This is a genomic window from Geodermatophilus sp. SYSU D00696 (genome assembly GCF_054050235.1).
The window spans coordinates 136,520-157,793 of the sequence record NZ_JBJGYY010000001.1; the positions used below are offsets into that span (position 1 = coordinate 136,520).

A 21,274-nucleotide genomic window follows, 5' to 3' on the forward strand; every position below is an offset into this window, starting at 1 on the left:
GTGCCACGGCGCGCTCACTCCGAGGCGGTGGCGGTGTTCCCCTCCCCCTGCCGGCTGCTGGGCGGGCCGATCCACACGGTGGTGGCGTTCATGAACTCGTACATGCCGAGTTCGGTGAGCTCACGGCCGTAGCCGCTCTGCTTGACCCCGCCGAAGGGCAGTTCCGGGTAGCTGGTGACCATGCCGTTGACGAACGCCATCCCGCTCTCGACGTCGCGGACGAACGTGGCCCGCTCCGCCTCGTCCTCGCTCCACAGGTTGGCGCCGAGGCCGTAGGGGTGGCTGTTGGCGATCTCCAGGGCCTCCTCGAGGGACTGCACCGTCCACAGCGCGGCCACCGGCCCGAAGACCTCCTCGTCGAACAGGTCCATCTCCGGCGTGATCCCGGTGAGCAGTGTCGGCTCGTAGTACCAGCCGGGCCGGTCGGGCCGCTTCCCGCCGACGACGACGGTCGCGCCCTTGTCGACGGCGTCCTGCACGTACCGCTCGACGTCCTCGCGGCCGGACTCGGTGGCCAGCGGCCCGACCTGGGTGCCCTCCTCCATCGGGTCGCCGACGGTGAGCGCGCCGAGCTTCTCGGCGAACAGCCGGGTGAACTCCTCGGCGACGTCGGCGTGCACGAAGAACCGCTTGGCCGCGATGCAGCTCTGCCCGTTGTTCTGGCAGCGCGCGGTGACCGCCACCTCGGCGGCGCGGTCGAGGTCGGCCGAGGGCATGACGATGAACGGGTCGCTGCCACCGAGCTCGAGGACCGTCTTCTTCAGGACGTCACCGGCGATCGCGGCCACCGACTGCCCCGCCGGGGCGCTCCCGGTGAGCGTGGCGGCGGCGACCCGGTCGTCGCGGAGCACCCGCTCGATGGCCGAGGAGCCGATGAGCAGGGTCTGGAAGACGTCGGCGGGGAAGCCGGCCTTCCGGAACAGCTCCTCCAGGTACAGCGCCGTCTGCGGCACGTTGCTGGCGTGCTTGAGCAGCGCGACGTTGCCGGCCGTGAGTGCCGGGGCGGCGAACCGCATCGCCTGCCAGAGCGGGAAGTTCCACGGCATGATCGCCAGCACCACGCCGATCGGCCGGTGGACGACGAACGCCTGAGCGGCGCCGACGGCGTCGGCGTCGGCGGGCTTCGGCTCGAGCATCGCTGGGCCGTGCTCCGCGTAGTACCGCAGCGCCTTGGCGCACTTGGCGGCCTCCGCCTTCGCCGCGGCCAGCGTCTTGCCCATCTCGGTGACCATGAGCGCGGCGACGGTGTCGGTGTCGGCGTCGAGCACGTCGGCGGCCGCGCGCAGCCAGCCCACGCGCTCCTCGGGGCTGGTCAGCCGGTAGGAGCGGTACGCGGCCGCGGCCCGGCCGATCTTCTCGTCGACGGCGTCGTCCGACAGGGGTTCGTAGGTCTTCAGCGTCTCACCGGTGGCCGGGTTGATCGTCGCGATCGCCATCTCTGCCTCCCGTCCGGGGCGGGCCGGGCTGCCCGCACCCTCAGCCGGGGGCCCTACCCGGTCGGCCGCCGGTCACCCGCGCTCACGCCACCGGCAGCCCGGCGAGGCCCGCGGCCAGCCCGAGCACCGCGCAGACGCCGAGCGTCCGCAGCACCGACCACCTGAGCCGGAACAGCAGGACGGCGGCGACCGCGGCGACCGCCCAGGCCACCGGCTGGGCGCTGGTGGGGTCGGGCACCTCCAGCGCCAGCGGGCCGAGCCGCACGGTCTCCGAGAACAGCGTGTGGACGGCGAAGTAGAGGCCGAGGCTGGCGATGACGCCGACCACCGCCGCGGTGATGCCGGTGAGCGCCGCCGACAGCGACCGGTTGCCGCGCAACCGCTCGATGTAGGGCGCGCCGAGCAGCACGAACAGGAAGCTCGGCACGAAGGTCACCCAGGTGACCAGCAGCGAGGCGAGCACGGCCGCGGCCCAGGGGTCGAGTGCGCCGGGCGCGCGGAAGGCGCCGAGGAAGGCGACGAACTGCACCACCATGATGAGCGGCCCGGGCGTGGTCTCGGCCAGTGCCAGCCCGCGCACCATCTCCCCCGGCGCGAGCCACCCGTAGGTGCCGACGGCGGCCTGGGCGACGTAGGCCAGCACCGCGTAGGCGCCGCCGAAGGTGACCACCGCGGCGCCGGAGAAGAACAGCCCCTGCTCGGTGAGCGTGCTGCCGGCGCCGGTGAGCAGCACGACGGCGGCCAGCGGGACGCCCCACGCGAGCAGCCCGACGGCGAGCACGGTGAGCGTGCGGCGCGTGCTCGGGCGCTCGGAGTGCAGGGCGTCGTCGGCGATCACCGGCGCCGGGCCGCCGTCGGCGGGTGCCTCGGCGACCGCCGCCGGCCGCCGGCGGCCCAGCACCCACCCGGCCAGGCCGGCGGCCAGCACCACGAGCGGGAACGGGACGGCGAACAGCGCCAGCGCGAGGAACGCGGCAACGGCGATGGCGACCAGCGGCGGGCTGGTGAGCGCCCGCTTGGCCACCCGCTGCACCGCCTGGGCGACGATCGCCACCACCGCCGGCGCGAGCCCGGCGAACAGCGCGAGGACGGCGGTGGTGTCCCCGAAGGCGACGTAGACCGCGGACAGGACCAGCAGCGCCAGCACGCCCGGGAGGACGAACAGGCCGCCGGCGACCAGGCCGCCGCGGGTCCCGTGCAGCAGCCAGCCCACGTAGGTGGCCAGCTGCTGGGCCTCGGGGCCGGGCAGCAGCATGCAGTAGTTCATGGCGTGCAGGAACCGGCGCTGGCCGATCCAGCGCCGCTCGTCGACCAGCTCCCGCTGCATGACCGCGATCTGCCCGGCGGGGCCGCCGAAGGTCTGCAGGGACACCTGGAACCAGGTGCGGACGGCGGTGCGGAACGGCGGCACGGCGGCGGCCACGGGAGGGGTGGCAGGCGGCACGGCCGGGGTGGGGCGCGGCTCGGGCGTCACGGGTCTCCGTCGAGGGTCAGGCCGGCTCACGGCCGAGCAGCAGGCGGCGTCGGACGTACTCGTAGAGGCCGTCGAAGAGCGGTCCGGAGACGGCGAGGGTGCGCTCGTCCTCGCCGGTCATGGACAGGCCGCGCAGCAGGACGTCGAGTCCCGGCGCCTCGGGCGCGTCGAACCGGCCGTCGTCGAGGTCGGCCTCGTGGACGATCTGGCCGATCCGCTCCAGCGCGGGGTCGGTGAGGCCGTGGACGCGCAGGATCGTCTCGAAGGAGCAGTCGCCGCCGACGTGGCCGAGGGCGGCGCCGCGCATGTCGAAGGGCGTGGCGTCGGCCGGGACGTCGGCGGGGTCGGAGACGAAGACGAACTCGGCGTCCGGGTCGACGAACCGGCGGATCAGCCAGGCGCAGGCGGCACGGTCGACGTGCACCCCGGCGCGGGTCGCCCACCTCACGACCGGCTCCCCCGTCCGGCCGCCAGCGGCTCGCCCACGGCGTCGGCCAGCGCCAGGAGCGCTGCGCCGGCCGCATCCCGCTCCGCCGGCGGGAAGAAGTCCCGCCGGCCGATGGCCCGCCACTCGCCGCGCAACCGCCGCAGGGCGCGCGCCCGGTCGGCCTCGGGGGCCTCGAGCGCCGCGGTGCACTCCACGGTCAGCTCGCGGTACTCCGCCGCCCGCGCGGCGGCCATGACGGCGGCGAGCTCGCGCTCCTGGGCGGCCGCGGCGGGCCGGGCGATCCACACCCCGGCGGAGCCGCCGGCGGCGAGCACGTCGTCGGCGAGCCACTCGAGCGACTCCCGGGTGCGGGCGTCGGCGGGCAGGGCCACCACGCCGTCGCCGAGCTGGGCCACGCCGAGCCGGCGCAGCCGGCGCCACAGCGTCGTCCGCGGGCCCGACGGCTCCCTCGGCAGGCGGTAGGACAGCAGCACCCACTCCCCCACCGCGGTCACAGCGCGATGCAACCACGGTTGCGCCGGCCCTGTCGACCCGGCCCGCGTCACCGCGAGGCGCCACGATGATGGGCGCATGGCCCGCCGATGGCACCCTCCGGACGACGACCTCGCCCCGATCACCACGTCGTGGCTCGCGGTCGACGAGTGGCTGGCGGGCCTGCCCTTCGACATGTCGCCCCTGGCCCGGGACATCACCTGGTCCCCGGTGTTCACCGAGCAGGGCTTCCGGCCGGGCCGGGCCGGGCTGGACCGGGAGTGGCGGTGGGGCGGGTGGGTCTCCTGGCTCGGCGGGCCGGCTCTGCTGCCGCTGGACGAGTGGCCGCGCCGACCGGACGGCAGGCCGCTGGCGCACGTCACCTCCCTGTCGCTGCACGACGCCTGGGCCGCTGCCGAGGAGGAGGGCAAGGCGGCCTGGCCGGGACATCGCGAGGGACTGCCGACCGAGGGCTACCTGGAGGTGTTCCACGACCTGGTCGACACCTACGGCTGGGAACCAGGCGACCGGGACGCGGGTGGCTGGCTGGTGCGCTGGGTGCCCCAGCCACAGCGGCCGGGCTTCGCCGAGCCGCCCGCCGACCTCGACACACCGACGGACGCCTGCCAGGCGGGGATGCTGCTACCCGGCTGGAGCAGTCGACCGTCGGGGGACTTCCGCGCAGACCGGGGGCAGAACGCGGCAGCGACGCTGGTCGCCGAGGAGTTCCAGCGAGCCTGGGCGTACCAGCGGACCCGGTCACGGAGTGCACCGCCCACCCCCGTGACGCATGTCTACGGGCACAGCCAGAACTCGACCGCACCGGCTCTGCGGATCCTGCGCGAGGCCCTGCCCGTCCAGGACGGCGACGACCACCGGCTCGTGCTGGACATCGAGTCGTGGACCCACCTGAGCGGCTGGTTCGGCGATGCCGCGTCGCTCGAGGTGTGGATGCGGGACAGCGACCTGGCCGCGCGACGCTTCGACCGCGCTTGGTGCATCACCCGCACCGACTGAGCCGCGATGCGTGAGTGCCCGCTGTGGGGCACCAGAGCAGTCGCGGCGCACGGGTACGCAGGACGGGGCCTCGCACACGGCTGCGTCGGTCGTCGATCGCCGGGCGGGCATGCCGGTACGGCCGTCCGCGGGGGGTGCGGGCGGCCGTGCCGGCGTGCGCGGGTCGGTCAGGCGGCAGGGGCGAGAGGTGGGGGGACGGTGATCTCGGTGCCGTCGGGGCGCCAGGTGCGCCATCGCCCGTCCGGTTGTCGCTCGACGCGGAAGCCGTGGTGGACCTGGGTGTGGTGCCGTTCGCACAGCAGCCCGCTGTTGGCCAGGCTGGTCTCGCCGCCGTCGATCCAGTGCACCAGGTGGTGCACGTCGGCCCAGTGACTCGGGGCGTCGCAACCGGCGAACACGCACCCGCCGTCCCGGAGTTCGACCGCGCGGCGCAGCTGCCGGCTGACCAGCCGCCGGCTGCGGCCCAGGTCCAGCGGCACCCCGTCGGGCCCGAACACCACCCGGGAGATCGCCCCGTCGCAGGCCAGCCAGCGCGCCCGGGCCGCGGAGATCGTCGCCCCGAACCCCATGGTGGCGCTGCCGGGCCCGGTGGCCGGGTCGGCCAGGTCGTCCAGGTCGACCCGCACCGCGACGTGCGGCTTGACCGTCCGCAGCACCGGCAGCTGACCGGACGCCAGGCTGGTGTCGGCCAGCTGCACCAGCGCGTCGCCCTGCCGCTGAGCCCGGGTGCGCTCGTCCCCGGCCGGGCGGTCGCGCTGCACGAACGGCTCCAGCGCCGCCTGGAACCGCTCTCCGGCCACCGCGTCGAGGTGGAAGCGTCCGCTGAGGGATCCGTCGGCGTGCTTGGACACCGTCAACGACCGGCTGGCGGTGGGGTCGGGTTCGGGCCCGTCGGGGTCGAGCGCGTCGAGGTAGCGCTGCACGATCTGCACCAGGTCGGCGTGGGGACAGTCGAGGGCGACCTGGGTCAGCGCGGCGTCCATCGCGGCCAGGTCGACGTCCCGGGCGGCGGCCGCGGCCCGCCGCTGCGGCGTGACCACCCGCGCGGCCTCGGCCACCTGCTCGGCCGACACCAGCCCGGCCTCGTGCGCCTCGGCCAGCGCCGGCAGGTGCTCCAGCGCCCGACCGTTGCCGACCAGCCGGGACGCCGCCGCCGAGGAGAGCCGGCAGTGCCCGCGCAGCCACGACGCCATGCTCTTCTGCCCGTCGCGCTCGGGGGCCTGGGACAGTTCCGCGGCGCGGACCCGGCGGGCCAGGGCGGCATCGATCCGGTTGCGCTCGGCGACCAGCGCGGCGACGTCATCCAGGACGTCACCGGTCTCCCACTCGCTCGAACGCATGATCGAAGAATAGCCGATCAAGACCACGCGCACCACCCGAACTCCCAGGTCAGAGCCCTGTCCACAGATCCGCAGCGCGCCTTGACACCACGCCCAGCGCGACCTCAGCGATGAGTGCGCCACCCCGGCGGCGTCCACACCACATGACCCTCGTCATCGGCGACATCACGGTGTCCCTCGACGGCTACGTGTCCGGCTCGGACGACGGCGTCGAGGCCATCCACGCCTGGGCACTCCGCAGCGACGACCCCGTCGACCGCGGCGTCCTGGAGCGGCACGCGGCGGCGTCCGGTGCCGTCGTCATGGGCCGGCGCACCTTCGACGAGGTCGACCGCGGGTGGGGCGACGGCATCGGCTACGGCGCGACGCTGGACGCCCGGCCGCCGTTCTTCGTCGTCACCGGCAGCCCGCCCGCGGAGCACCGGCTCGCGGCCACCCACGACTTCGCGTTCGTCACCGACGGCCCGGCCGCAGCCATCCACAGTGCCCGGGCAGCAGCCGGCGACCGCGACGTCTTCGTCATGGGCGGCGGCGCGATGGTCGGCTCGTGCCTGCGGGACGGGCTGCTCGACGAGCTGCGCCTGCACGTGGCGCCGGAGGTCCTGGGCGCGGGCACACCGTTGTTCGCCGGCGTCGGGCGGCACCGTCTCGAGCAGACGTCGGTCGAGGCTGGCGCGGTGTGCACCCACGTCACCTACCGGGTGCGCCGCTGACTCAGGACCGGCGCGAGCGGAAGTCGCCGCGGCCGGTGTCGCGCCGCCAGTCGTCGAAGGACTCCCCGGTCAGCTCCTCCAGGAGCGCGATGTCGGGCAGCAGCGGCGCCAGGACGTCGCGCCGCACCTCCACCGGCAGCGGCGGCCGGGGCGCCCGCCCGGCGTGCAGCGCGGCCACCAGCGGCCGCGAGACCTGCCGCCAAACCTGCGGCGGGGCGTGGGCACCCAGCGCCGCCCCGGCCCGCACCACCTGGGACAGCGCCCGGTACCGGGGCGTGTCGGAGACGTAGGGCTTCACGTTCTCCGGGGGCACGGTGTGCGCCACCCCCCGCTCGACGCCGAGGAAGTCGCTGACCCGGTCGAGCGTCTCCCGCGGGGTGTCGACCAGCTGCCGGTAGCGCAGGAGCAGCACCTGCGACCGCGGCAGGACGGCGTACAGGTCGCGCAGTTGCTCGCCGTAGCGACCGAGACCGCGGTAGTGCCAGAACGGCGCGTAGCCCGCGGCCACCCGCGCGTCCTCCAGCGCGACGGCGGTGCGGAAGTCCGCCTCGGGCTCCAGGCCGTCGGCGCGCAGGTGCACCCAGTTCGACCAGGCCCGGTCCACCGGGTCGCGCACCACCACGACCACGCGGACCCCCGGGACGTCGGCGGCCAGGCGGCGCTGCGCGGCGCGGTCGTGGAGGTAGAACGGCGTGCTCTCCCCGCGCACCGTCCCGGGCGGGGCGCCGTCGAACAGCCGCAGGTAGTCCTCGCGCCGCCAGACCCACTCCCGCGCGCTGTGCGCGTCCCCGGGTCCGCGCTGGCCGCTGCGCGGCGGCGGACGGCCGTCGGTCAGGTAGTACTTCGGCTCCTTGACCGGGGACAGGTACAGGCCGGGGTGGGTGGCCAGCGCCGCGTGCAGCGCCGTCGTCCCGGCCTTGGGCGCACCGGCGACGACGAACTGCGGGAGCCGGCCGGCGTCAGCGGTCACCCGACCCACCCCCGACCCGCGGTGTACACACGGGAGACCTGCCACCCCCACGGAGAGGAGCCGTCGAGTGACCGCGCCCCGCCCCCCGGCGCCCGACCGCTTCTGGAGCGACGCCGAGGTCGTCGTCGAACCGGAGGACCCGCGCCCGGGCTCGTGGGCCGGCGCCCCGTCGGCGCAGCTGGTCGACGGCACCTGGTGGCTGGCCCACCGGCTGCGCCGCCCGGTCGGCGAGGGCCGCGGCTTCGGCAACGTGGTGGCCCGGTCCGACGACGGGGTGCGCCTCGAGCCGGTCGTCGCCCTCGGCAAGGACCGCTTCGGCGCCGAGTCGCTCGAGCGGCCGGCGCTGGTGCACACGCCCGAGGGCCGCTGGCGGCTCTACGTCAGCTGCGCGACACCCGGCACCCGGCACTGGCGGGTGGACCTGCTCGAGGCCGACACCGTCGAGGGGCTGGCCGTCGCCGAGCCGCGCACCGTGCTGCCCGGCAGCGCCGCCGACGCGCCCAAGGACCCGGTCGTGCGGTGGGACGGCGGCCAGTGGCACCTGTGGGCCTCGGTGCACCCGCTCGACGACCCCGACGCCACCGACCGGATGACCACCGAGCACGCGACCAGCCCGGACGGCGTCACGTGGACGTGGCGGGGCACCGCGCTGGCCGGCACGCCGGGCAGCTGGGACGCCCGCGGCGTCCGGTTCGCCACCGTCGTCCTCGACGGCGACCGCACCTGGGCGCTCTACGACGGCCGGGCCACCGCGGCGGAGAACTGGGAGGAGCGCACCGGGCTGGCCCGGCTCGACGGCGGGGGGTTCCGCGCCGCCCCCGGCGGGCCGCACCTGCAGAGCCCGCACCCGCCGCACGGGCTGCGCTACGCCGACGTCGTGGCGCTGCCCGGCGGGGGTGCCCGCTGGTACTACGAGGCGACCCGCGCCGACGGCGCCCACGAGCTGCGCACCGTCCTGCTCCCGGCCTGACGCCGTCCACCCGACTCCGACGAGCGACACGCCAAAGTGCACCACGTCGATCGACTTGACACACATTGGAGCGGCGGGTCGGATGGGGACGTGGCACCCGCCCTGACGCTCACCCGCCGGTCCGCCGTGGACCTGCTGCGGGTGGCCAGCGCGCTGTGTCCGGCCGCCTGAGCGCCCGGCCCACCGCCACCTCTCGCGCCCGCCCCCGGCAGGGGCCCGGCGCGCCCTGGACCCGGAGTCCCGATGACCCCCCGCACCGCCCTGCTGTCCGACGCCGCCCGCGACGAGCTCACGGCCGACACCACCAGCGCCCGCACCACGTCCACCGCCGCGGTCGCGGCCGCGCTGGCCGCCGTCGCCGACGCCTGGCTGCCGCGGGTCGAGTACCGCGCCGCCAGCCGCTGGACCGGCCTGCTCCCCCTCGACGACGCCGTCGACCTGCTCGACCCCTCGCTCGCCGCCGACCTCGCCGCCACGCAGGTCTGGCTGCTGACCTGGCTGCCCGGTCAGGGCACCCCGCTGCACGACCACGGCGGCTCGGCCGGTGCCTTCGCCGTCGTCCGGGGCTCGCTGACCGAGGAGACCGTCGGCGGCCGCGCCGGCGCGGTCCGGGAGGTGTCCACCGAGCTGACGGCCGGGCGGGTGCGCCCGTTCGGACCGCACCACGTGCACCGGGTCACCAACCGGGGCACCGGAGCCGCCGTGAGCGTGCACGCCTACACCCCCGCCCTCCGCCAGATGAGCACCTACGCCCTCGAGGGCGGGGTACTGCTGCACACCGGCACCGAGCGCGCCGGCGTCGACTGGTGAGCGCCCGCCCGCCCGGCGCCAGGAGCGTCGACCAGCTGCTCGCGGAGGCCCGGTCGCGGATCACCCGCGTGACGCCGGCCGAGGCCGCTGCGCGGGTGGCGGCCGGAGCGGTGCTGGTCGACATCCGGCCGCAGTCGCAGCGCGAGGCCGAGGGCGAGGTGCCCGGCGCGCTGGTGGTCGAGCGCAACCACCTCGAGTGGCGGTTCGACCCCGAGAGCGACGCACGGGTCCCGCAGGCCACCGGGTACGACGTCGAGGTCGTCGTGCTGTGCCAGGAGGGCTACACCTCCAGCCTGGCCGCCGACGCACTGCGCTCGCTGGGCCTGGCCAGCGCGAGCGACGTCATCGGCGGGCACCGCGCGTGGGTGGCCGCCGGGCTGCCCACGACCAGCGGCCCGGCGGGCTGAGACCGTCCGGGGACGGCGGCGCCTGACGGAGGGACGCCGCCGCCCCGGACCCCCCTCAGGTCTTGCTCTTGCCCTGCGCGCCGGAGTGCTCGTGCCGGTCGTCGCCCTTCCGGACGTGGTGGGTCTGCTTCGAGGCGCCGGTGGTGGCGCCGGCCGCGCTGGGCGCCACGCCCTCCTTCTTCGCCTCGCGGGCGGCCGCGCGCTGGGCGTCGGCGTCGTTGTTCTTGCTCATGCCGGGCGGGTACCCCGGCGGCCGCCCGCCACGCCGGACAGCACCCGGAACGTCCGGGCGGCCATGAGGTCCGCGCCGAGGTCCCGCACCGCCCGCGCCTGGGCCCGCGTCCCGAGGTCCGCCCGCCGGTCCGGGTCGGCGAGCAGGCCGCCGATCGCGTCGGCGAGCGCTCCGGCGTCGTCCACCGGCACCACGACGGCGTCCTCCCCCACCGCCCGGCGCACGTCGCCGACGTCGGTGGCCACGCACGGCAGGCCCTCGGCCATCGCCTCCAGCAGCGCCAGCGGCAGCGCCTCGACCCGCGAGGACAGCACGAACAGGTCCAGCCCGGCGAGGAAGCCGCGGACGTCGGAGACCCAGCCCGGGAAGGTCACCGGCAGCCCGGCGGCCGCGGCGCGCAGCGCCTCCCCGTCGCGCCCGGCCCCGCCGACGACGGCCTCGTACGGGACGTCGAGCCGGCGCAGCGCGGCGAGCAGCACGTCGAAGCCCTTCTGCGCGGTGAGGCGGCCGAACGCGCCGACCCGCGGCACCGGGCGGCCCGCCGGCCCGGCGGGGTCGGGCGGGACGTCGACGCCGTTGGGGACCAGGTGCGCCCGCGCCGGGTCGACGCCGAGGTCGGCCACCACCTGCGCGCGGCCCTGCGCCGAGGGGCTGAGCACCGCGGCCATCCGCCGGTAGAGGGCGGCCAGCGCGGCCCGCTCCTCCCCCGTGCGCGTGTCGCCGACCAGGTGCAGCACCCCGGCGGTGGGCGCCACCTCCTGCGCGGCGGCGACGGCGGCGGCGTTGGACGCGGGGTCGACCAGGTTGACCACCACGACGTCGGGGCGCTGCGCGGCCAGCGCCGCCCGGGTCCCCGGCGCGGCGGCGGCGCGCCGGGTGAGCGGGACGACGGCGGCCGGCACGTCCAGGCCGGCGAACCCCGCGGCCACCGGCTCGGCGCACACCAGCGACGCGGTGGCGCCGTGGTCGGCGGCCCGGCGCAGGTGGTGGGTCAGCCACACCTCCGCGCCGCCCCACGCGTCGGAGTCGGCGACGAACGAGACCCTCACGAGGCCGCCAGCTCGCGCGCGGCCCGGGCGACGGCGTCCGGCCGGACCGTGAGCGCGCAGCGGAACTCGATCGGGCAGGCCAGGTGCGGGCAGGGCGCGCAGGCGACGGCCGGCGTCAGCGCCCGGTGCCGGGGGCCGGGGTGCGCCCAGCGCACCGGGTCGCCGGGCAGGAAGACGGTCACGCTGCGCGCGCCGACGGCGGCGGCCAGGTGTGCCGAGCCGGTGTCGTTGCCGACCAGCACCGCGCTGTCGCGCAGCAGCGCGGCCAGCCCGCCCAGGCTGGTGGCGCCGGTGAGGTCGACGGCCGGGGCGCGCATCGCGGCTCCCACCCGCGCCGAGATCTCCCGCTCGCCGGGCACCCCGGTGACGACGACGGCCAGCCCGTCGGCTGCCAGCGCGTCACCGACCGCGGCGTAGCGGTCCACCGGCCAGCGGCGGGTGGGCGCCGAGGCACCGGGGTGCAGGACGGCGTACCGGCCCGGCTCGAGCCCGTGCGCGGCGAGCGTGGCGGCGTGCTCGGCCTCGTCGTCGGCGGTGACCGGGAAGCCCATCGCCGCGTCCCCGCCCGGCGGCAGGCCCAGGTGCTCGAGCAGCGCGACGTGGCGCGCGGCCTCGTGCAGGTGCCGGGGGTAGCGCAGGTGCAGCGCCGCGGCGGCGGCCGGCGGGTCCCAGCCGGTCGGCGCGAAGCCCCCGGTGAGCCGGGCGCCGAGCGCGGCGGTGACCCGGTTGGCGGCGGGCCGGTCGCCGTAGGCCTGCAGCGCGAGGTCGAAGCGGCGGGCGCGGGCGGCCGCGGTGAACGGCTGCCACCCCGCCGCGTCGACCGGTCCGTCGGGGATGCCGGGCGCGCCGGGGAAGGCCAGGAGGTCGTCGACGGTGCCGCCGAGGCGGTCGACCACCGGCGCCATCCGGCCGAAGGTCACCAGCGTCACCTCGACGTCGGGACGGGCGGCGCGCAGCCGGCGCAGCGCCGGGACCGTGCACAGCAGGTCGCCCAGGCCCACCCGGAGCCGGACCAGCGCCAGGCGGCGCACGGCCGGGTCGGCGAGCGGCGTGATCACCTGCGCCCTCTGCCCCGGCTGTGCCGTGCGCTAACGCGTGGTGCACTACACATCCCGTCCCGACAGCCGGAGGTCCCCTGCGTGTCCCGCCCCGCCGTCCCCGCCGGTCCCCTGCACGTGCTGCGGCTGTGCAGCGTCTTCGAGCCACCGGCGGCCCCGGGGCCGGTCCATCCCGGGACGCTCCCCGGCGAGCTCGACTCCCGGTCGGCCCGCTTCGACCCGATCGGCGGCATGCAGAACCACACGGCGACGCTGACCCGCTGCCTGGACGCCCGGGGCGTGCGGCAGACGGTGGTCACCGCGCGGCTGGCCGGCCCGGCGGGCACCACCCCGCTGGGCCGCGGCGGACGGGTGCACCGCACCGGACTGCCCGTGCCGCAGCTGCGCCAGCTGTGGGCGCTGAGCGGGCTGTCCACGGTCCTGCGCGCCGGGCGGCGGGCACCGGTCGACGTCGTGCACGCCCACCAGGGCGAGGACCTCGCCACCCTGCCGCTGGCCCGGCTGGCCGCCCGGGTGCACCGGGCCCCGCTGGTGGTCACCGTGCACTGCAGCGTCGGGCACACCCTCACCGGCCGCGGGCCGAGGGTGCGGCTGCTGCGCGCGGTGGGCGGCTGGATCGAGCGCAGCACGCTGCGGCGCGCCGACGCCGTCGTCGTCCTCACCGGGCGGACCGCGGCGGCCCTGCGCGACGACGACGTGCCCGCCGACCGGATCTCGACCATCCCGTCGGGGTTCGACCCGGCGCTGTTCGCCGGGCACCCCGCCGACGCCTTCCCCGGGGTGGCCCGGCCGCGGATCGGCTACGTGGGCCGGCTGGCGCCGCAGAAGAGCCCGGGCACGCTGGTCCGCGCGTTCGGCCGGATGCGGGAGACGGCGTCGCTGGTCGTCGTCGGCGACGGCCCGGACCGGCCGCTGGTCGAGCGGCTGGCCGCGGAGAGCCCCGCGGCCGACCGGATCACCCTCGCCGGCTTCGTCGAGCACGCCCGCGTGCCGGCGCTGCTGTCCTCGGTCGACGTGCTGGTGCTGCCCTCGGCCTACGAGGAGATGGGCTCGGTGCTCACCGAGGCGATGGCCGCGGGGCTGCCGGTGGTGGCCAGCGACGTCGGCGGGATCCCCGAGGTGGTGCGGCACGGGGTCACCGGGCTGCTGGTGTCACCGGGCGACGTCGACGCGCTCGCCGCCGCGCTGGACCGGGTGACCGCCGAGCCGGCGCTGCGGTCCCGGCTGGCCGCGGGCGCCCGGGCCCGCGCGGCCGACTACGCCTGGCCGGCGCTCGCCGGGCGGGTCGCCGAGGTCTACGACCGGGTGCTGGGAGCGGCCGCCGACCTCGAGCCGGCCGCGTGAGACCGCAGGTCGCCGTCCTCGTGCCGGTGCACGACCAGGCGGCCTTCCTCCCCCGGGCGCTGGAGTCGCTGCTCGCGCAGGAGGAGACCGCGTGGGAGGCGGTGGTCGTCGACGACGGCTCGCGGGAGCCGGTCGCCGTGCCGCCCGACCCGCGGCTGCGGCTGGTGCGCACCGAGGACAACCGCGGCCTGGGCGCGGCCCTGAACACGGCGCTGGACGCCACCACCGCGCCGGTCGTGGCCTACCTCCCCGCCGACGACGTGTGGTTCCCCGACCACCTGGGCACCGCGCTCGACCGGCTGGCCGACCCGGCGGTGGGGCTGGTCCGCGCCGGGCTCGCCGAGCCGGCCGGCACCCCGTACGCGCAGCTGGTGCAGGTGGCCCACCGCCGCACCGGCGACCGGTGGACCGAGCGCGCCGAGCTGGAGACCGACGACCTCGACCGGCTGATGTGGACCCGGGTCGCCGCCCGCGGGACGACGACGGGCACCGGCCGGGTCACCTGCGCGTGGACGCAGCACCCCGGGCAGCGGTCGCGGGCGATCCGGGAGGCCTTCGACGGCGGCCTCAACGTGTTCCGCACCCGCTACCGGGTGGCCGGGCCGCTGCGGTTCGCCTCGACCGACGGCGGGGAGGTCGACGAGGTCGCCCGGTACGCGCGGTTCCGGTCACGGGCGTACGAGGCCCGCCCCGACGGGCTGTCGGTGCTCGTCGTCGGGGAGCTGGCGTTCAACCCCGAGCGGGTGCTGGCGCTGGCCGAGCGCGGCCACCGGCTCACCGGGCTGTGGACCGCCGACGCGCTGGGCGACGCCACCGTCGGGCCGCTGCCGTTCGGGCACGTGCCCGACCTCGACCGCGACGCGTGGCGCGAGGGCGTGCGCGACCTCGCCCCCGACGTCGTCTGGGCGCAGCTGAACTGGCGGGCGGTGCCGTTCGCGCACGCGGTGCGGCGGGCCTTCCCCGACCTGCCGTTCGTGTGGCACTTCAAGGAGGCGCCGCAGCGCAGTGTCGTCCGCGGCGAGTGGCCGCTGCTGGCCGACCTCGTCTGCGGCGCGGACGCGGTGCTGCTGGCCACCGAGGAGGAGCGCGACTGGTTCGCCCTGGCGCTGTCCGGCCGGGTCGACCCCGCCCGCCTGGGCGTCCTCGACGGCGACCTGCCCACGCGCGACTGGCTGGACGCCCCGCTCTCGCCGAGGCTCTCCGACGCCGACGGGCAGCCGCACGCCGCCGTCGTCGGCCGGCCCTCCGGGCTGGACCTGGAGTGGGTGCTGGCGCTGGCCGACCGCGGCGTGCACACCCACCTCTACGGCCAGGTGCGCGCGCCGGGGCCCAAGGGGTCCTGGACCGGCTGGCTGGACGAGGCGCTGGCCCGCGCACCGGGCTTCGTGCACGTGCACCCGGCGGTGGGCCCGGAGGACTGGGTGCGCGAGCTCTCGCGGCACGACGCCGGCTGGCTGCACCGCTTCGACAGTCGCAACGGCGGCGACCTGCGCCGGGCCACCTGGGACGACCTCAACTCCCCCGCCCGGCTGCCGGTGTGCCTGGCCGCGGGCCTGCCGCTGCTGCAGCAGGCCAACCCGGGCTCGCGGGTATCGGTGGAGCGGGTGCTGCGCGAGGACGGGACGGGGCTGTTCTACCGCTCGGCCGACGACGTCGCCGCGGTGCTGCACGAGGAGGTCGCGACCCGGGCGGGACACCGGGCGGCGCTGGCCGCGCGGGAGCGGCACGTCTTCGACGCGCACGCCGACCGGCTGGTCGACCTGTTCCGCACGATCGCCCGCTGAAGATCAGCCTTTATCGCGATGAAGGCACCTCCCCAGAGGTGCCTTTATCGCGACAAAGGCCCCTTCCACGGGCGGGACTGTCGGACCCTGCTCCTACCGTCCGGGACGTGGACGAGCTGCGGTGGGCGGTGACCGACGGGCCGCGCGGCACGGCCGCGGTCGAGCTGCCGGAGGACGCCGGGTCGGCGGGCCGGCTGGCCGAGCAGGCCGGCGGGTTCTGGTGCGCGCTCGCGGCCGGCGGCTGCGGCGGGTCCCTGGTGGTGGCCGACGGCGGTGCGCGGCCGGTGTTCCGGCACACCGGCGAGGAGCCGTGCCGGTTCGTCGGGCGCGGCGCGACGGCGGCCCGCGCCTACGACCCCCTCCGCTACCGGCCCGCGCTGACCGCGTGGCTCACCGGGCAGGGACACCGGCCGCGGGTCGAGACGGTGTCCGGACGGGACGGGCACGCCGGCCTGCACGTCGTCGTCGACGCGCTCGGCGCCGCCCTCGAGGTCCAGCTCATGCCGTTGACCGACACCGCCTGGCGGGCGCGGGACGACCGGGTCCGTCGCACGGTGCGGTCGGTCACCTGGCTCTACGGCCCCGACGCCGACACCGCCGCGGCCACCGAGGCCGGGGTGCGCGGCGCGGCGCTGTCGCTGCGGCGCCACGACCGGGGCCTGCTCGTGGGGGTCCGGGACGCCGGCGACCGGGTGCGCTGGGTGCGCCTGGCCGCGTGCCGGCTGACCGCCGACGGGGTGACCGCGCCCGGGCTGGCGGAGGCGCGGGCCGCGCACGCCCGGCAGGCGGAGGCGCGGCAGGAGGCGGCGCGCCGGGTGGCCCGGCAGGGCGCGCGGTGGTCGCAGCGGTCCGGCGCGGTGCCGTGGGACGTCCGCACCGGCACGCTGCCGTTCCCGGCCGGGGGTTAGGACGGCACGCCGGTCGTGTCGTCCTCGGCGCCGGCCCGCGGGGACTCCGGCGGCCGGCGGGTCCCCACCCGCCGCGGCAGGTGCAGGTGCGGCAGGCGGAGGTGCGGGGGCAGGTGGGGGTGCGGCACGTGCGGGTGCGGGAGCCGGGCCACCAGCCCGGCCGGCAGGTGCACGTGCGGCAGGTGCAGGTGCGCCCGGCGCGGGTGCTCCCGCGGCTCGGCGTGCCGGCGGCCCAGCGCGGCCGACCAGACGCTGCGTCCCCGCGCCGCCTGCGCCCGCGCGGCGGTCTGTGCCGCGCGGTGGTCGCGTTCCCACCGGGCGGTGTTGCTCCGTGCCATGGCGGTGACCAGCCCGGTCAGCACCAGGAAGCCGACGACGCTGACGACTGCCCACTCCATGGCGGCCCTCCCCTGGACCGCGCCGCGCAGCCCGGCGACCCGGCGGCCGCGGCGATGACCGCAGGATCCCGCCGTCCCGGTTCCGGGACAAGTCGGTCTCCGCGGCGCACCGCGCGACGCGCCGGGCCGTGCGGAGCGGGCGCCGTCAGAACCGCAGCACGGCCTGCAGCGGCGGCGCGGGCAGCCGCCGCCCGGCGAGGTCGGCCAGCAGCCGGGGGCCGTCGTCGAAGGGCAGCACGTCGGTGACCAGGTGCCGGCGGACGTCGTCACCGCGCTCGCGCAGCAGGTCCAGGACGACGTCGGCCAGGGCCCGCCGCGGCCAGGCGGTGGCCATCCCGCGCGGCACCCGGCTGATCTGGGCGCACACCACCGCCAGGCCGTTGTGGTGGAACTCCTCGCCGAGCCGCACCTGCTCGGCGCCGGCCTGGTAGAAGCCGAGGTCGACCACGACGCCCTGCGGCCGCAGCGCCTTGAGCCCGGTGGCGAGCGCCGCGTCGTGGCCGCGGCACTGCAGCACCAGGTCGGCGCCGGCGTCCCCCGGCGCGTGCCGCCAGCGCTGCTTGACCTCGCGCCAGGCGTCGCCGTCCACGGTGTCCAGCCCCAGTGCCCCGGCCACGGCGCGGCGGCCGGGCGAGTCCTCCGCGACGACGACGTCGGCGGCGCCGTGATGCTGTGCGAGCAGCGCTGACAGCAGTCCGATGACACCGGCGCCGGTGACCAGCACGTGCCGGTCGCGGACGCCGTCGCCGATCGCGCCGCCGGGGCCGGTGAACTGCGCGGTGGCGTGCAGCAGGCCGTTGACGCAGATCGGCCCCATCTGCGCGAGGTAGACGCCGAGCAGCGGGTCGAGGTCGTCGGGGACGGGGATCACGTGCATCGTCGCCGGGTCGGCGCAGCGGCCGGTGCGGTGCCCGTACGCCATCGCCACCCGGGTGCCCTCGGCGAGGTCGGGGGTGCGGCTCTCGGTGACCACGCCGACCTCCATGTAGCCCAGCGTGTGCACCGGATAGCCGACGACCGGCTCGCCTGCGGAGAAGGAGCGCAGGTCGGGGTCCCAGTGCACGACGTGGTGCGGATCGGTGCCGCGGACCAGCGCGACCTCGGTGCCGGCGCTGATCCCGCTGTACTCCGTGGTCACCCACGCCTGGCCGGCCGCGGGCTCGGGCTCGGTGTCGTCGAGCAGCGCCGGCTCGCCGGGCCGGACGACGCCGATGGTCCGCACCGCCCTCACAGCGCCACCGTCCCGCCGTCGGCCGCCGCCCGCGCCACGGCCACCGCGAGCCGGTGGGTGCGCAGCGCCTCGGCGTAGGGCGCGCGGACGTCGTCGCCCTCCCCGCGCACGGCGGCGACGAACGCCGCGTCCTCGACGGTGATCGGGTCGGCCGCGCGCACCACGGTCCGCTCGCCGTCGGCGTCGGTGATGCGCAGGTCGTGCTCGGTGAGCTCCAGGCCGAGGCCGGGGGCCACCACCTGCACGCCGATCCGGTAGCCGCGCGGGGCCAGGCAGCTGTTGGAGAACGTGCCGACCGCGCCGCCCGCGTAGCGCAGGGACGCGGTGCAGACGTCCAGGATGTCGCCGGGCCCGTCCGGCGAGCGCCCGCCGGTGGCCCAGCCGGACTCCACCTCGCCGGCCAGCACCCGGCCGACGTCGAGCAGGTGGGTCGCCTGCTCGACGGTCTGCCCGCCGGACTGGTCCTGCCGCGCCCACCAGGGCACGTTCGGCGCCTTGTCCAGCCAGGCGCCCAGCAGCAGCCGGGGCGGCCGGTCGGCGAGCAGTCCGCGGGCCCGTTCCAGGGTGTCGAGGTAGCGCCAGTGGTAGCCGACCGCGGTCAGCAGCCCGGCGGCCTCGATGCGCGCGGCCAGCCGCTCGGCGGTGGCCAGGTCGGCGGCCGGCGGCTTCTCGACGAACAGCGGCAGGCCGGCGTCGATCGCGGCGTCCTCCACGGCACCGTGCTGGGCGGGCGGGACGCACACGTAGAGCGCGTCGAGCGCCTCGGCGTCGAGCAGGTCCTCCCACGACCGGTACGCCGTCGCGCCGGCCCGCTCGGCCAGCCGCCCCGCGCGGTCGGCCTGCGGGTCGGCGACCCCGGCGACGGTGACGCCGTCCAGCGCGGTCAGGGACTCCACGTGCCGGCCGGCGATGAACCCGGCCCCCACCACTCCGATGCGCGTGCTCACCGGCGCGTCCTGCCCCCGGTCGGGGCTGCGCAACCGCCCGGTACCGGTTCGGGTCGCACCCACCGGGTAGGCCGCCGCCGGGTCGAGCAGCGGCCCCGTCCCGCTTCCCAGGGAGATCCGGCATGAAAGCAGTGGTGTGGCACGGCGTCGGCGACATCCGGCTCGACGACGTCCCCGACCCGACCATCCAGGACCCGACCGACGCCATCGTCGAGATCACCGCCAGCGCGATCTGCGGCACCGACCTGCACTTCGTGCGCGGCACGATGACCGGCATGGTCGAGGGCACCGTGCTCGGCCACGAGGCCGTCGGCGTGGTCCGCGAGACCGGTCCGGGCGTGCGCAACCTGCGCCCCGGCGACCGGGTGGTCATCCCCTCCACCATCGCCTGCGGGTACTGCTCGTACTGCCGCGCCGGCTACTACGCGCAGTGCGACAACGCCAACCCCAACGGCCCGGCGGCGGGCACCTGCTTCTTCGGCGGGCCGCAGACCACCGGCCCGGTCGACGGGTTGCAGGCCCAGTACGCCCGCGTGCCCTTCGCCAACGCCGGTCCGGTGTGGCTGCCCGACGAGGTGGGCGACGACGCCGCCATCCTGCTGTCCGACATCTACCCCACCGCCTGGTTCGGCGCCCGGCTGGCCGAGGTGGGCAAGGGCGACACCGTGCTCGTCCTCGGCGCCGGCCCGGTCGGTCAGTTCGCCGTCACCAGCGCCTTCCAGCAGGGCGCCGGGCGGGTGCTGGTCGTCGACGGCGTGGCGAGCCGGCTGGACCAGGCCCGGGCCCGCGGGGCGGAGGTCGTCGACTTCAACGCCGAGGACCCGGTCGCCGTCGTCCAGGAGCTCACCGGCGGCGTCGGCGTGGACCGCGTCGTCGAGGCGGTCGGCGTCGACGCGCAGCGGCCGAAGAGCGGCCCGGCCGCCGAGGCGGCGCAGGAGCAGGCCGAGCAGTTCGAGCAGGAGCGGCATCAGGTGGCTCCGGAGCGGAACGCGCAGGGCGACACCTGGGTGGCCGGTGACGCGCCGAGCCAGTCGCTGCAGTGGGCGGTCGAGTGCGTGGCCAAGGCCGGGAGCATCGGGGTCATCGGCGTCTTCCCGCCGGACATGACCAGCTTCCCGACCGGCGCGGCCATGAACAAGAACCTGACCGTGAAGATGGGCAACTGCAACCACCGGCGCTACGTCCCCGAGCTGCTCACCCTCGTCCGCACCGGCGCCATCGACCCGACGACGGTGCTCACCCAGGTCGGCGACATGCCGTCGGTGCTCGAGGCGTACGAGACCTTCGACCGCCGGGAGAGCGGCTGGACCAAGGTCGCGCTGGACCCGAGCAGCTGAGGGACCCGCCCCGACCGGTCAGCCGGCCGGCAGCCGCCGGACACCGCGGGCGTCGGCGTAGCGGTCCAGCACGTCCCGCGGGGAGGCCCGGGTGTGCAGGAACTCGTCGTCGACGACCACGAGGAAGTCGTGCACGGCGGCCTCGAGCAGCCGGCCGGCGAACCGGGTGTCGGGGTCCGCTGCGGCCATGGCGGCCGCGGCCAGGTCCAGCGCGACGTCCAGGGCCGGCGCGAGCGCGGCATCGGGGCGGCTCTCGGTGAACCAGTGCGTCTCCGGGTGCTGGAAGAGGTCGACGCGCTGCTGCACCACGTCGGCCGCCACCTGCGCCAGGAGGGCCGGCGCCAGCGCCGAGTCCCCAGCGGCCACGCGGTCCCCGGCGCCCGACCGCTGCAGCAGCGTCAGGCGGATCGCGAGCGCACGCCGCCGGCTCAGCGCCGGGTAGACCTGCAGGACCCACGACACCGCGGCGGTGACGAGGGTGAGGCCGACGAGCGCCTCGACGGGCACGACCAGGCGCAGCCAGGCGGCCTCCGGGGAGATGTCGCCGAACCCCAGGGTGGTCAGGGTGACCGCCGAGAGGTACAGCGCGTCGAGCAGCCCGGCCCGCGCCGAGGGGTCGAGCCCGGTGGCGAAGGCGAACCCGTCCGGCAGGTGCGGCCAGTAGACCAGCGCCCAGCCGCCGGCGATGAGCAGCAGCCAGGTCAGGATGACCGCGGTCATCGCCAGCGGCCCGGTCACCGGTCCGACCCGCCCGCGCCCGGCCCACCAGACGCCCCGCAGCAGCCGCCGGCTCAGCCAGCCCCGGCCGCTCGGGTGCCAGATCGTGTGGAAGATGTCGCGCAGGGCGACGAGGACGAGGAGCGCCCCCACCGCGGTGACCGACCAGCCGAGGACCTCGCCCACCCGGGCCACCCTGCCAGCCGGGAGCCG

At 77.0% G+C, this 21,274-nt stretch carries 23 protein-coding genes; 10 read left to right on the plus strand and 13 right to left on the minus strand.

The annotated features are described in order from the left end of the window. Positions 1-14: 14 nt before the first annotated feature. The 4 genes from ACI79O_RS00625 to ACI79O_RS00640 all read right to left on the minus strand — a co-directional run bounded on the left by ACI79O_RS00625 (position 15) and on the right by ACI79O_RS00640 (position 3,852). Complete coding sequence (locus ACI79O_RS00625; RefSeq protein WP_456885875.1) at positions 15-1,436, minus strand: NADP-dependent succinic semialdehyde dehydrogenase; 1,422 nt, start codon at positions 1,434-1,436, stop codon at positions 15-17. An 82-nt stretch (positions 1,437-1,518) separates the two neighbouring features. Then, positions 1,519-2,910 (minus strand): chromate efflux transporter, encoded by a 1,392-nt coding sequence (gene chrA / locus ACI79O_RS00630; RefSeq protein WP_456913090.1) that lies wholly within the window; start codon positions 2,908-2,910, stop codon positions 1,519-1,521. A gap of 16 nt (positions 2,911-2,926) precedes the next feature. Next, a complete protein-coding gene (locus ACI79O_RS00635) occupies positions 2,927-3,358 on the minus strand; it encodes a chromate resistance protein ChrB domain-containing protein (RefSeq protein WP_456885882.1) in 432 nt (143 codons plus the stop codon). Further along, positions 3,355-3,852 carry a Chromate resistance protein ChrB gene (locus ACI79O_RS00640; protein ID WP_456913091.1) on the minus strand — a complete coding sequence of 166 codons (498 nt, stop codon included), beginning with the start codon at positions 3,850-3,852 and terminating at the stop codon, positions 3,355-3,357. Before ACI79O_RS00640 ends, ACI79O_RS00635 begins: the two co-directional genes overlap by 4 nt. Positions 3,853-3,928: 76 nt before the next feature. Here ACI79O_RS00640 and ACI79O_RS00645 point away from each other — a divergent pair, with 76 nt between their 5' ends. After that, complete coding sequence (locus tag ACI79O_RS00645) at positions 3,929-4,846, plus strand: YwqG family protein (RefSeq protein WP_456885886.1); 918 nt, start codon at positions 3,929-3,931, stop codon at positions 4,844-4,846. 167 nt (positions 4,847-5,013) lie between these two features. Here ACI79O_RS00645 and ACI79O_RS00650 read toward each other — a convergent pair whose 3' ends face one another. Beyond that, positions 5,014-6,186 carry a DUF222 domain-containing protein gene (locus tag ACI79O_RS00650; RefSeq protein ID WP_456913092.1) on the minus strand — a complete coding sequence of 391 codons (1,173 nt, stop codon included), beginning with the start codon at positions 6,184-6,186 and terminating at the stop codon, positions 5,014-5,016. Positions 6,187-6,329: 143 nt separating this feature from the next. Here ACI79O_RS00650 and ACI79O_RS00655 point away from each other — a divergent pair, with 143 nt between their 5' ends. Further along, the gene (locus ACI79O_RS00655; protein ID WP_456913093.1) at positions 6,330-6,899 is read left to right on the plus strand and encodes a dihydrofolate reductase family protein; all 570 of its coding nucleotides are present in this window, start codon (positions 6,330-6,332) and stop codon (positions 6,897-6,899) included. Position 6,900: 1 nt separating this feature from the next. Here the strand turns inward: ACI79O_RS00655 and ACI79O_RS00660 are convergent, their stop codons facing one another. Beyond that, entirely contained in the window at positions 6,901-7,869 is a 969-nt protein-coding gene (locus tag ACI79O_RS00660; RefSeq protein WP_456885892.1) for a sulfotransferase, read from the minus strand. A gap of 67 nt (positions 7,870-7,936) precedes the next feature. Between ACI79O_RS00660 and ACI79O_RS00665 the strand changes: the two genes are divergently transcribed. The 4 genes from ACI79O_RS00665 to ACI79O_RS00680 all read left to right on the plus strand — a co-directional run bounded on the left by ACI79O_RS00665 (position 7,937) and on the right by ACI79O_RS00680 (position 10,056). After that, positions 7,937-8,839, plus strand: coding sequence for a hypothetical protein (locus ACI79O_RS00665; protein WP_456913094.1), 903 nt, complete (start codon positions 7,937-7,939; stop codon positions 8,837-8,839). A 90-nt stretch (positions 8,840-8,929) separates the two neighbouring features. Beyond that, positions 8,930-9,010: a putative leader peptide gene (locus tag ACI79O_RS00670; protein ID WP_425283680.1), complete on the plus strand. Its 81-nt coding sequence runs from the start codon at positions 8,930-8,932 to the stop codon at positions 9,008-9,010. 72 nt (positions 9,011-9,082) lie between these two features. Beyond that, on the plus strand, positions 9,083-9,649 hold the full coding sequence (locus ACI79O_RS00675) for a cysteine dioxygenase (protein ID WP_456913095.1): 567 nt from the start codon (positions 9,083-9,085) through the stop codon (positions 9,647-9,649). Continuing rightward, a complete protein-coding gene (locus ACI79O_RS00680) occupies positions 9,646-10,056 on the plus strand; it encodes a rhodanese-like domain-containing protein (protein WP_456885898.1) in 411 nt (136 codons plus the stop codon). Before ACI79O_RS00675 ends, ACI79O_RS00680 begins: the two co-directional genes overlap by 4 nt. Positions 10,057-10,111: 55 nt before the next feature. Here the strand turns inward: ACI79O_RS00680 and ACI79O_RS00685 are convergent, their stop codons facing one another. From ACI79O_RS00685 to ACI79O_RS00695, 3 genes are read right to left on the minus strand one after another with little or no spacing between them, the layout of a single operon-like run. Beyond that, on the minus strand, positions 10,112-10,288 hold the full coding sequence (locus ACI79O_RS00685) for a hypothetical protein (protein ID WP_456876553.1): 177 nt from the start codon (positions 10,286-10,288) through the stop codon (positions 10,112-10,114). After that, complete coding sequence (locus tag ACI79O_RS00690) at positions 10,285-11,337, minus strand: glycosyltransferase (protein WP_456913096.1); 1,053 nt, start codon at positions 11,335-11,337, stop codon at positions 10,285-10,287. Before ACI79O_RS00690 ends, ACI79O_RS00685 begins: the two co-directional genes overlap by 4 nt. Then, positions 11,334-12,395 (minus strand): glycosyltransferase family 9 protein, encoded by a 1,062-nt coding sequence (locus tag ACI79O_RS00695; RefSeq protein WP_456913097.1) that lies wholly within the window; start codon positions 12,393-12,395, stop codon positions 11,334-11,336. The genes ACI79O_RS00690 and ACI79O_RS00695 overlap by 4 nt, the downstream gene beginning before the upstream one ends. A gap of 81 nt (positions 12,396-12,476) precedes the next feature. Between ACI79O_RS00695 and ACI79O_RS00700 the strand changes: the two genes are divergently transcribed. From ACI79O_RS00700 to ACI79O_RS00710, 3 genes are all read left to right on the plus strand, one after another. Next, positions 12,477-13,739, plus strand: a complete 1,263-nt coding sequence (locus tag ACI79O_RS00700; RefSeq protein ID WP_456913098.1) for a glycosyltransferase — start codon at positions 12,477-12,479, stop codon at positions 13,737-13,739. Continuing rightward, positions 13,736-15,523, plus strand: a complete 1,788-nt coding sequence (locus ACI79O_RS00705; RefSeq protein WP_456913099.1) for a glycosyltransferase — start codon at positions 13,736-13,738, stop codon at positions 15,521-15,523. Before ACI79O_RS00700 ends, ACI79O_RS00705 begins: the two co-directional genes overlap by 4 nt. A 107-nt stretch (positions 15,524-15,630) precedes the next feature. Next, a complete protein-coding gene (locus ACI79O_RS00710; RefSeq protein WP_456913100.1) occupies positions 15,631-16,431 on the plus strand; it encodes a hypothetical protein in 801 nt (266 codons plus the stop codon). Here the strand turns inward: ACI79O_RS00710 and ACI79O_RS00715 are convergent. From ACI79O_RS00715 to ACI79O_RS00725, 3 genes are all read right to left on the minus strand, one after another. Further along, entirely contained in the window at positions 16,428-16,829 is a 402-nt protein-coding gene (locus ACI79O_RS00715) for a hypothetical protein (RefSeq protein WP_456913101.1), read from the minus strand. The two genes, ACI79O_RS00710 and ACI79O_RS00715, sit on opposite strands and share 4 nt — an antisense overlap. 145 nt (positions 16,830-16,974) lie before the next feature. Then, positions 16,975-18,060 carry a zinc-dependent alcohol dehydrogenase gene (locus tag ACI79O_RS00720; RefSeq protein ID WP_456885912.1) on the minus strand — a complete coding sequence of 362 codons (1,086 nt, stop codon included), beginning with the start codon at positions 18,058-18,060 and terminating at the stop codon, positions 16,975-16,977. Next, positions 18,057-19,007 carry a Gfo/Idh/MocA family protein gene (locus ACI79O_RS00725; protein ID WP_456885913.1) on the minus strand — a complete coding sequence of 317 codons (951 nt, stop codon included), beginning with the start codon at positions 19,005-19,007 and terminating at the stop codon, positions 18,057-18,059. Before ACI79O_RS00725 ends, ACI79O_RS00720 begins: the two co-directional genes overlap by 4 nt. Before the next feature lie 122 nt (positions 19,008-19,129). Here ACI79O_RS00725 and ACI79O_RS00730 point away from each other — a divergent pair, with 122 nt between their 5' ends. Next, positions 19,130-20,344: a zinc-dependent alcohol dehydrogenase gene (locus tag ACI79O_RS00730; protein WP_456913102.1), complete on the plus strand. Its 1,215-nt coding sequence runs from the start codon at positions 19,130-19,132 to the stop codon at positions 20,342-20,344. 18 nt (positions 20,345-20,362) lie between these two features. Here ACI79O_RS00730 and ACI79O_RS00735 read toward each other — a convergent pair whose 3' ends face one another. Then, positions 20,363-21,247, minus strand: a complete 885-nt coding sequence (locus ACI79O_RS00735; RefSeq protein ID WP_456885916.1) for a potassium channel family protein — start codon at positions 21,245-21,247, stop codon at positions 20,363-20,365. Positions 21,248-21,274 lie beyond the last annotated feature (27 nt).

What these genes read in the sequence shown, in the direction of transcription:
- ACI79O_RS00650 (WP_456913092.1), bottom strand. Translation starts at nt 6,186, where the DNA reads ATGCGTTCGAGCGAGTGGGAGACCGGTGACGTCCTGGATGACGTCGCC.
- ACI79O_RS00625 (WP_456885875.1), bottom strand. Translation starts at nt 1,436, where the DNA reads ATGGCGATCGCGACGATCAACCCGGCCACCGGTGAGACGCTGAAGACC.
- ACI79O_RS00645 (WP_456885886.1), top strand. Translation starts at nt 3,929, where the DNA reads ATGGCCCGCCGATGGCACCCTCCGGACGACGACCTCGCCCCGATCACC.
- ACI79O_RS00685 (WP_456876553.1), bottom strand. Translation starts at nt 10,288, where the DNA reads ATGAGCAAGAACAACGACGCCGACGCCCAGCGCGCGGCCGCCCGCGAG.
- ACI79O_RS00675 (WP_456913095.1), top strand. Translation starts at nt 9,083, where the DNA reads ATGACCCCCCGCACCGCCCTGCTGTCCGACGCCGCCCGCGACGAGCTC.
- ACI79O_RS00730 (WP_456913102.1), top strand. Translation starts at nt 19,130, where the DNA reads ATGAAAGCAGTGGTGTGGCACGGCGTCGGCGACATCCGGCTCGACGAC.
- ACI79O_RS00655 (WP_456913093.1), top strand. Translation starts at nt 6,330, where the DNA reads ATGACCCTCGTCATCGGCGACATCACGGTGTCCCTCGACGGCTACGTG.
- ACI79O_RS00715 (WP_456913101.1), bottom strand. Translation starts at nt 16,829, where the DNA reads ATGGAGTGGGCAGTCGTCAGCGTCGTCGGCTTCCTGGTGCTGACCGGG.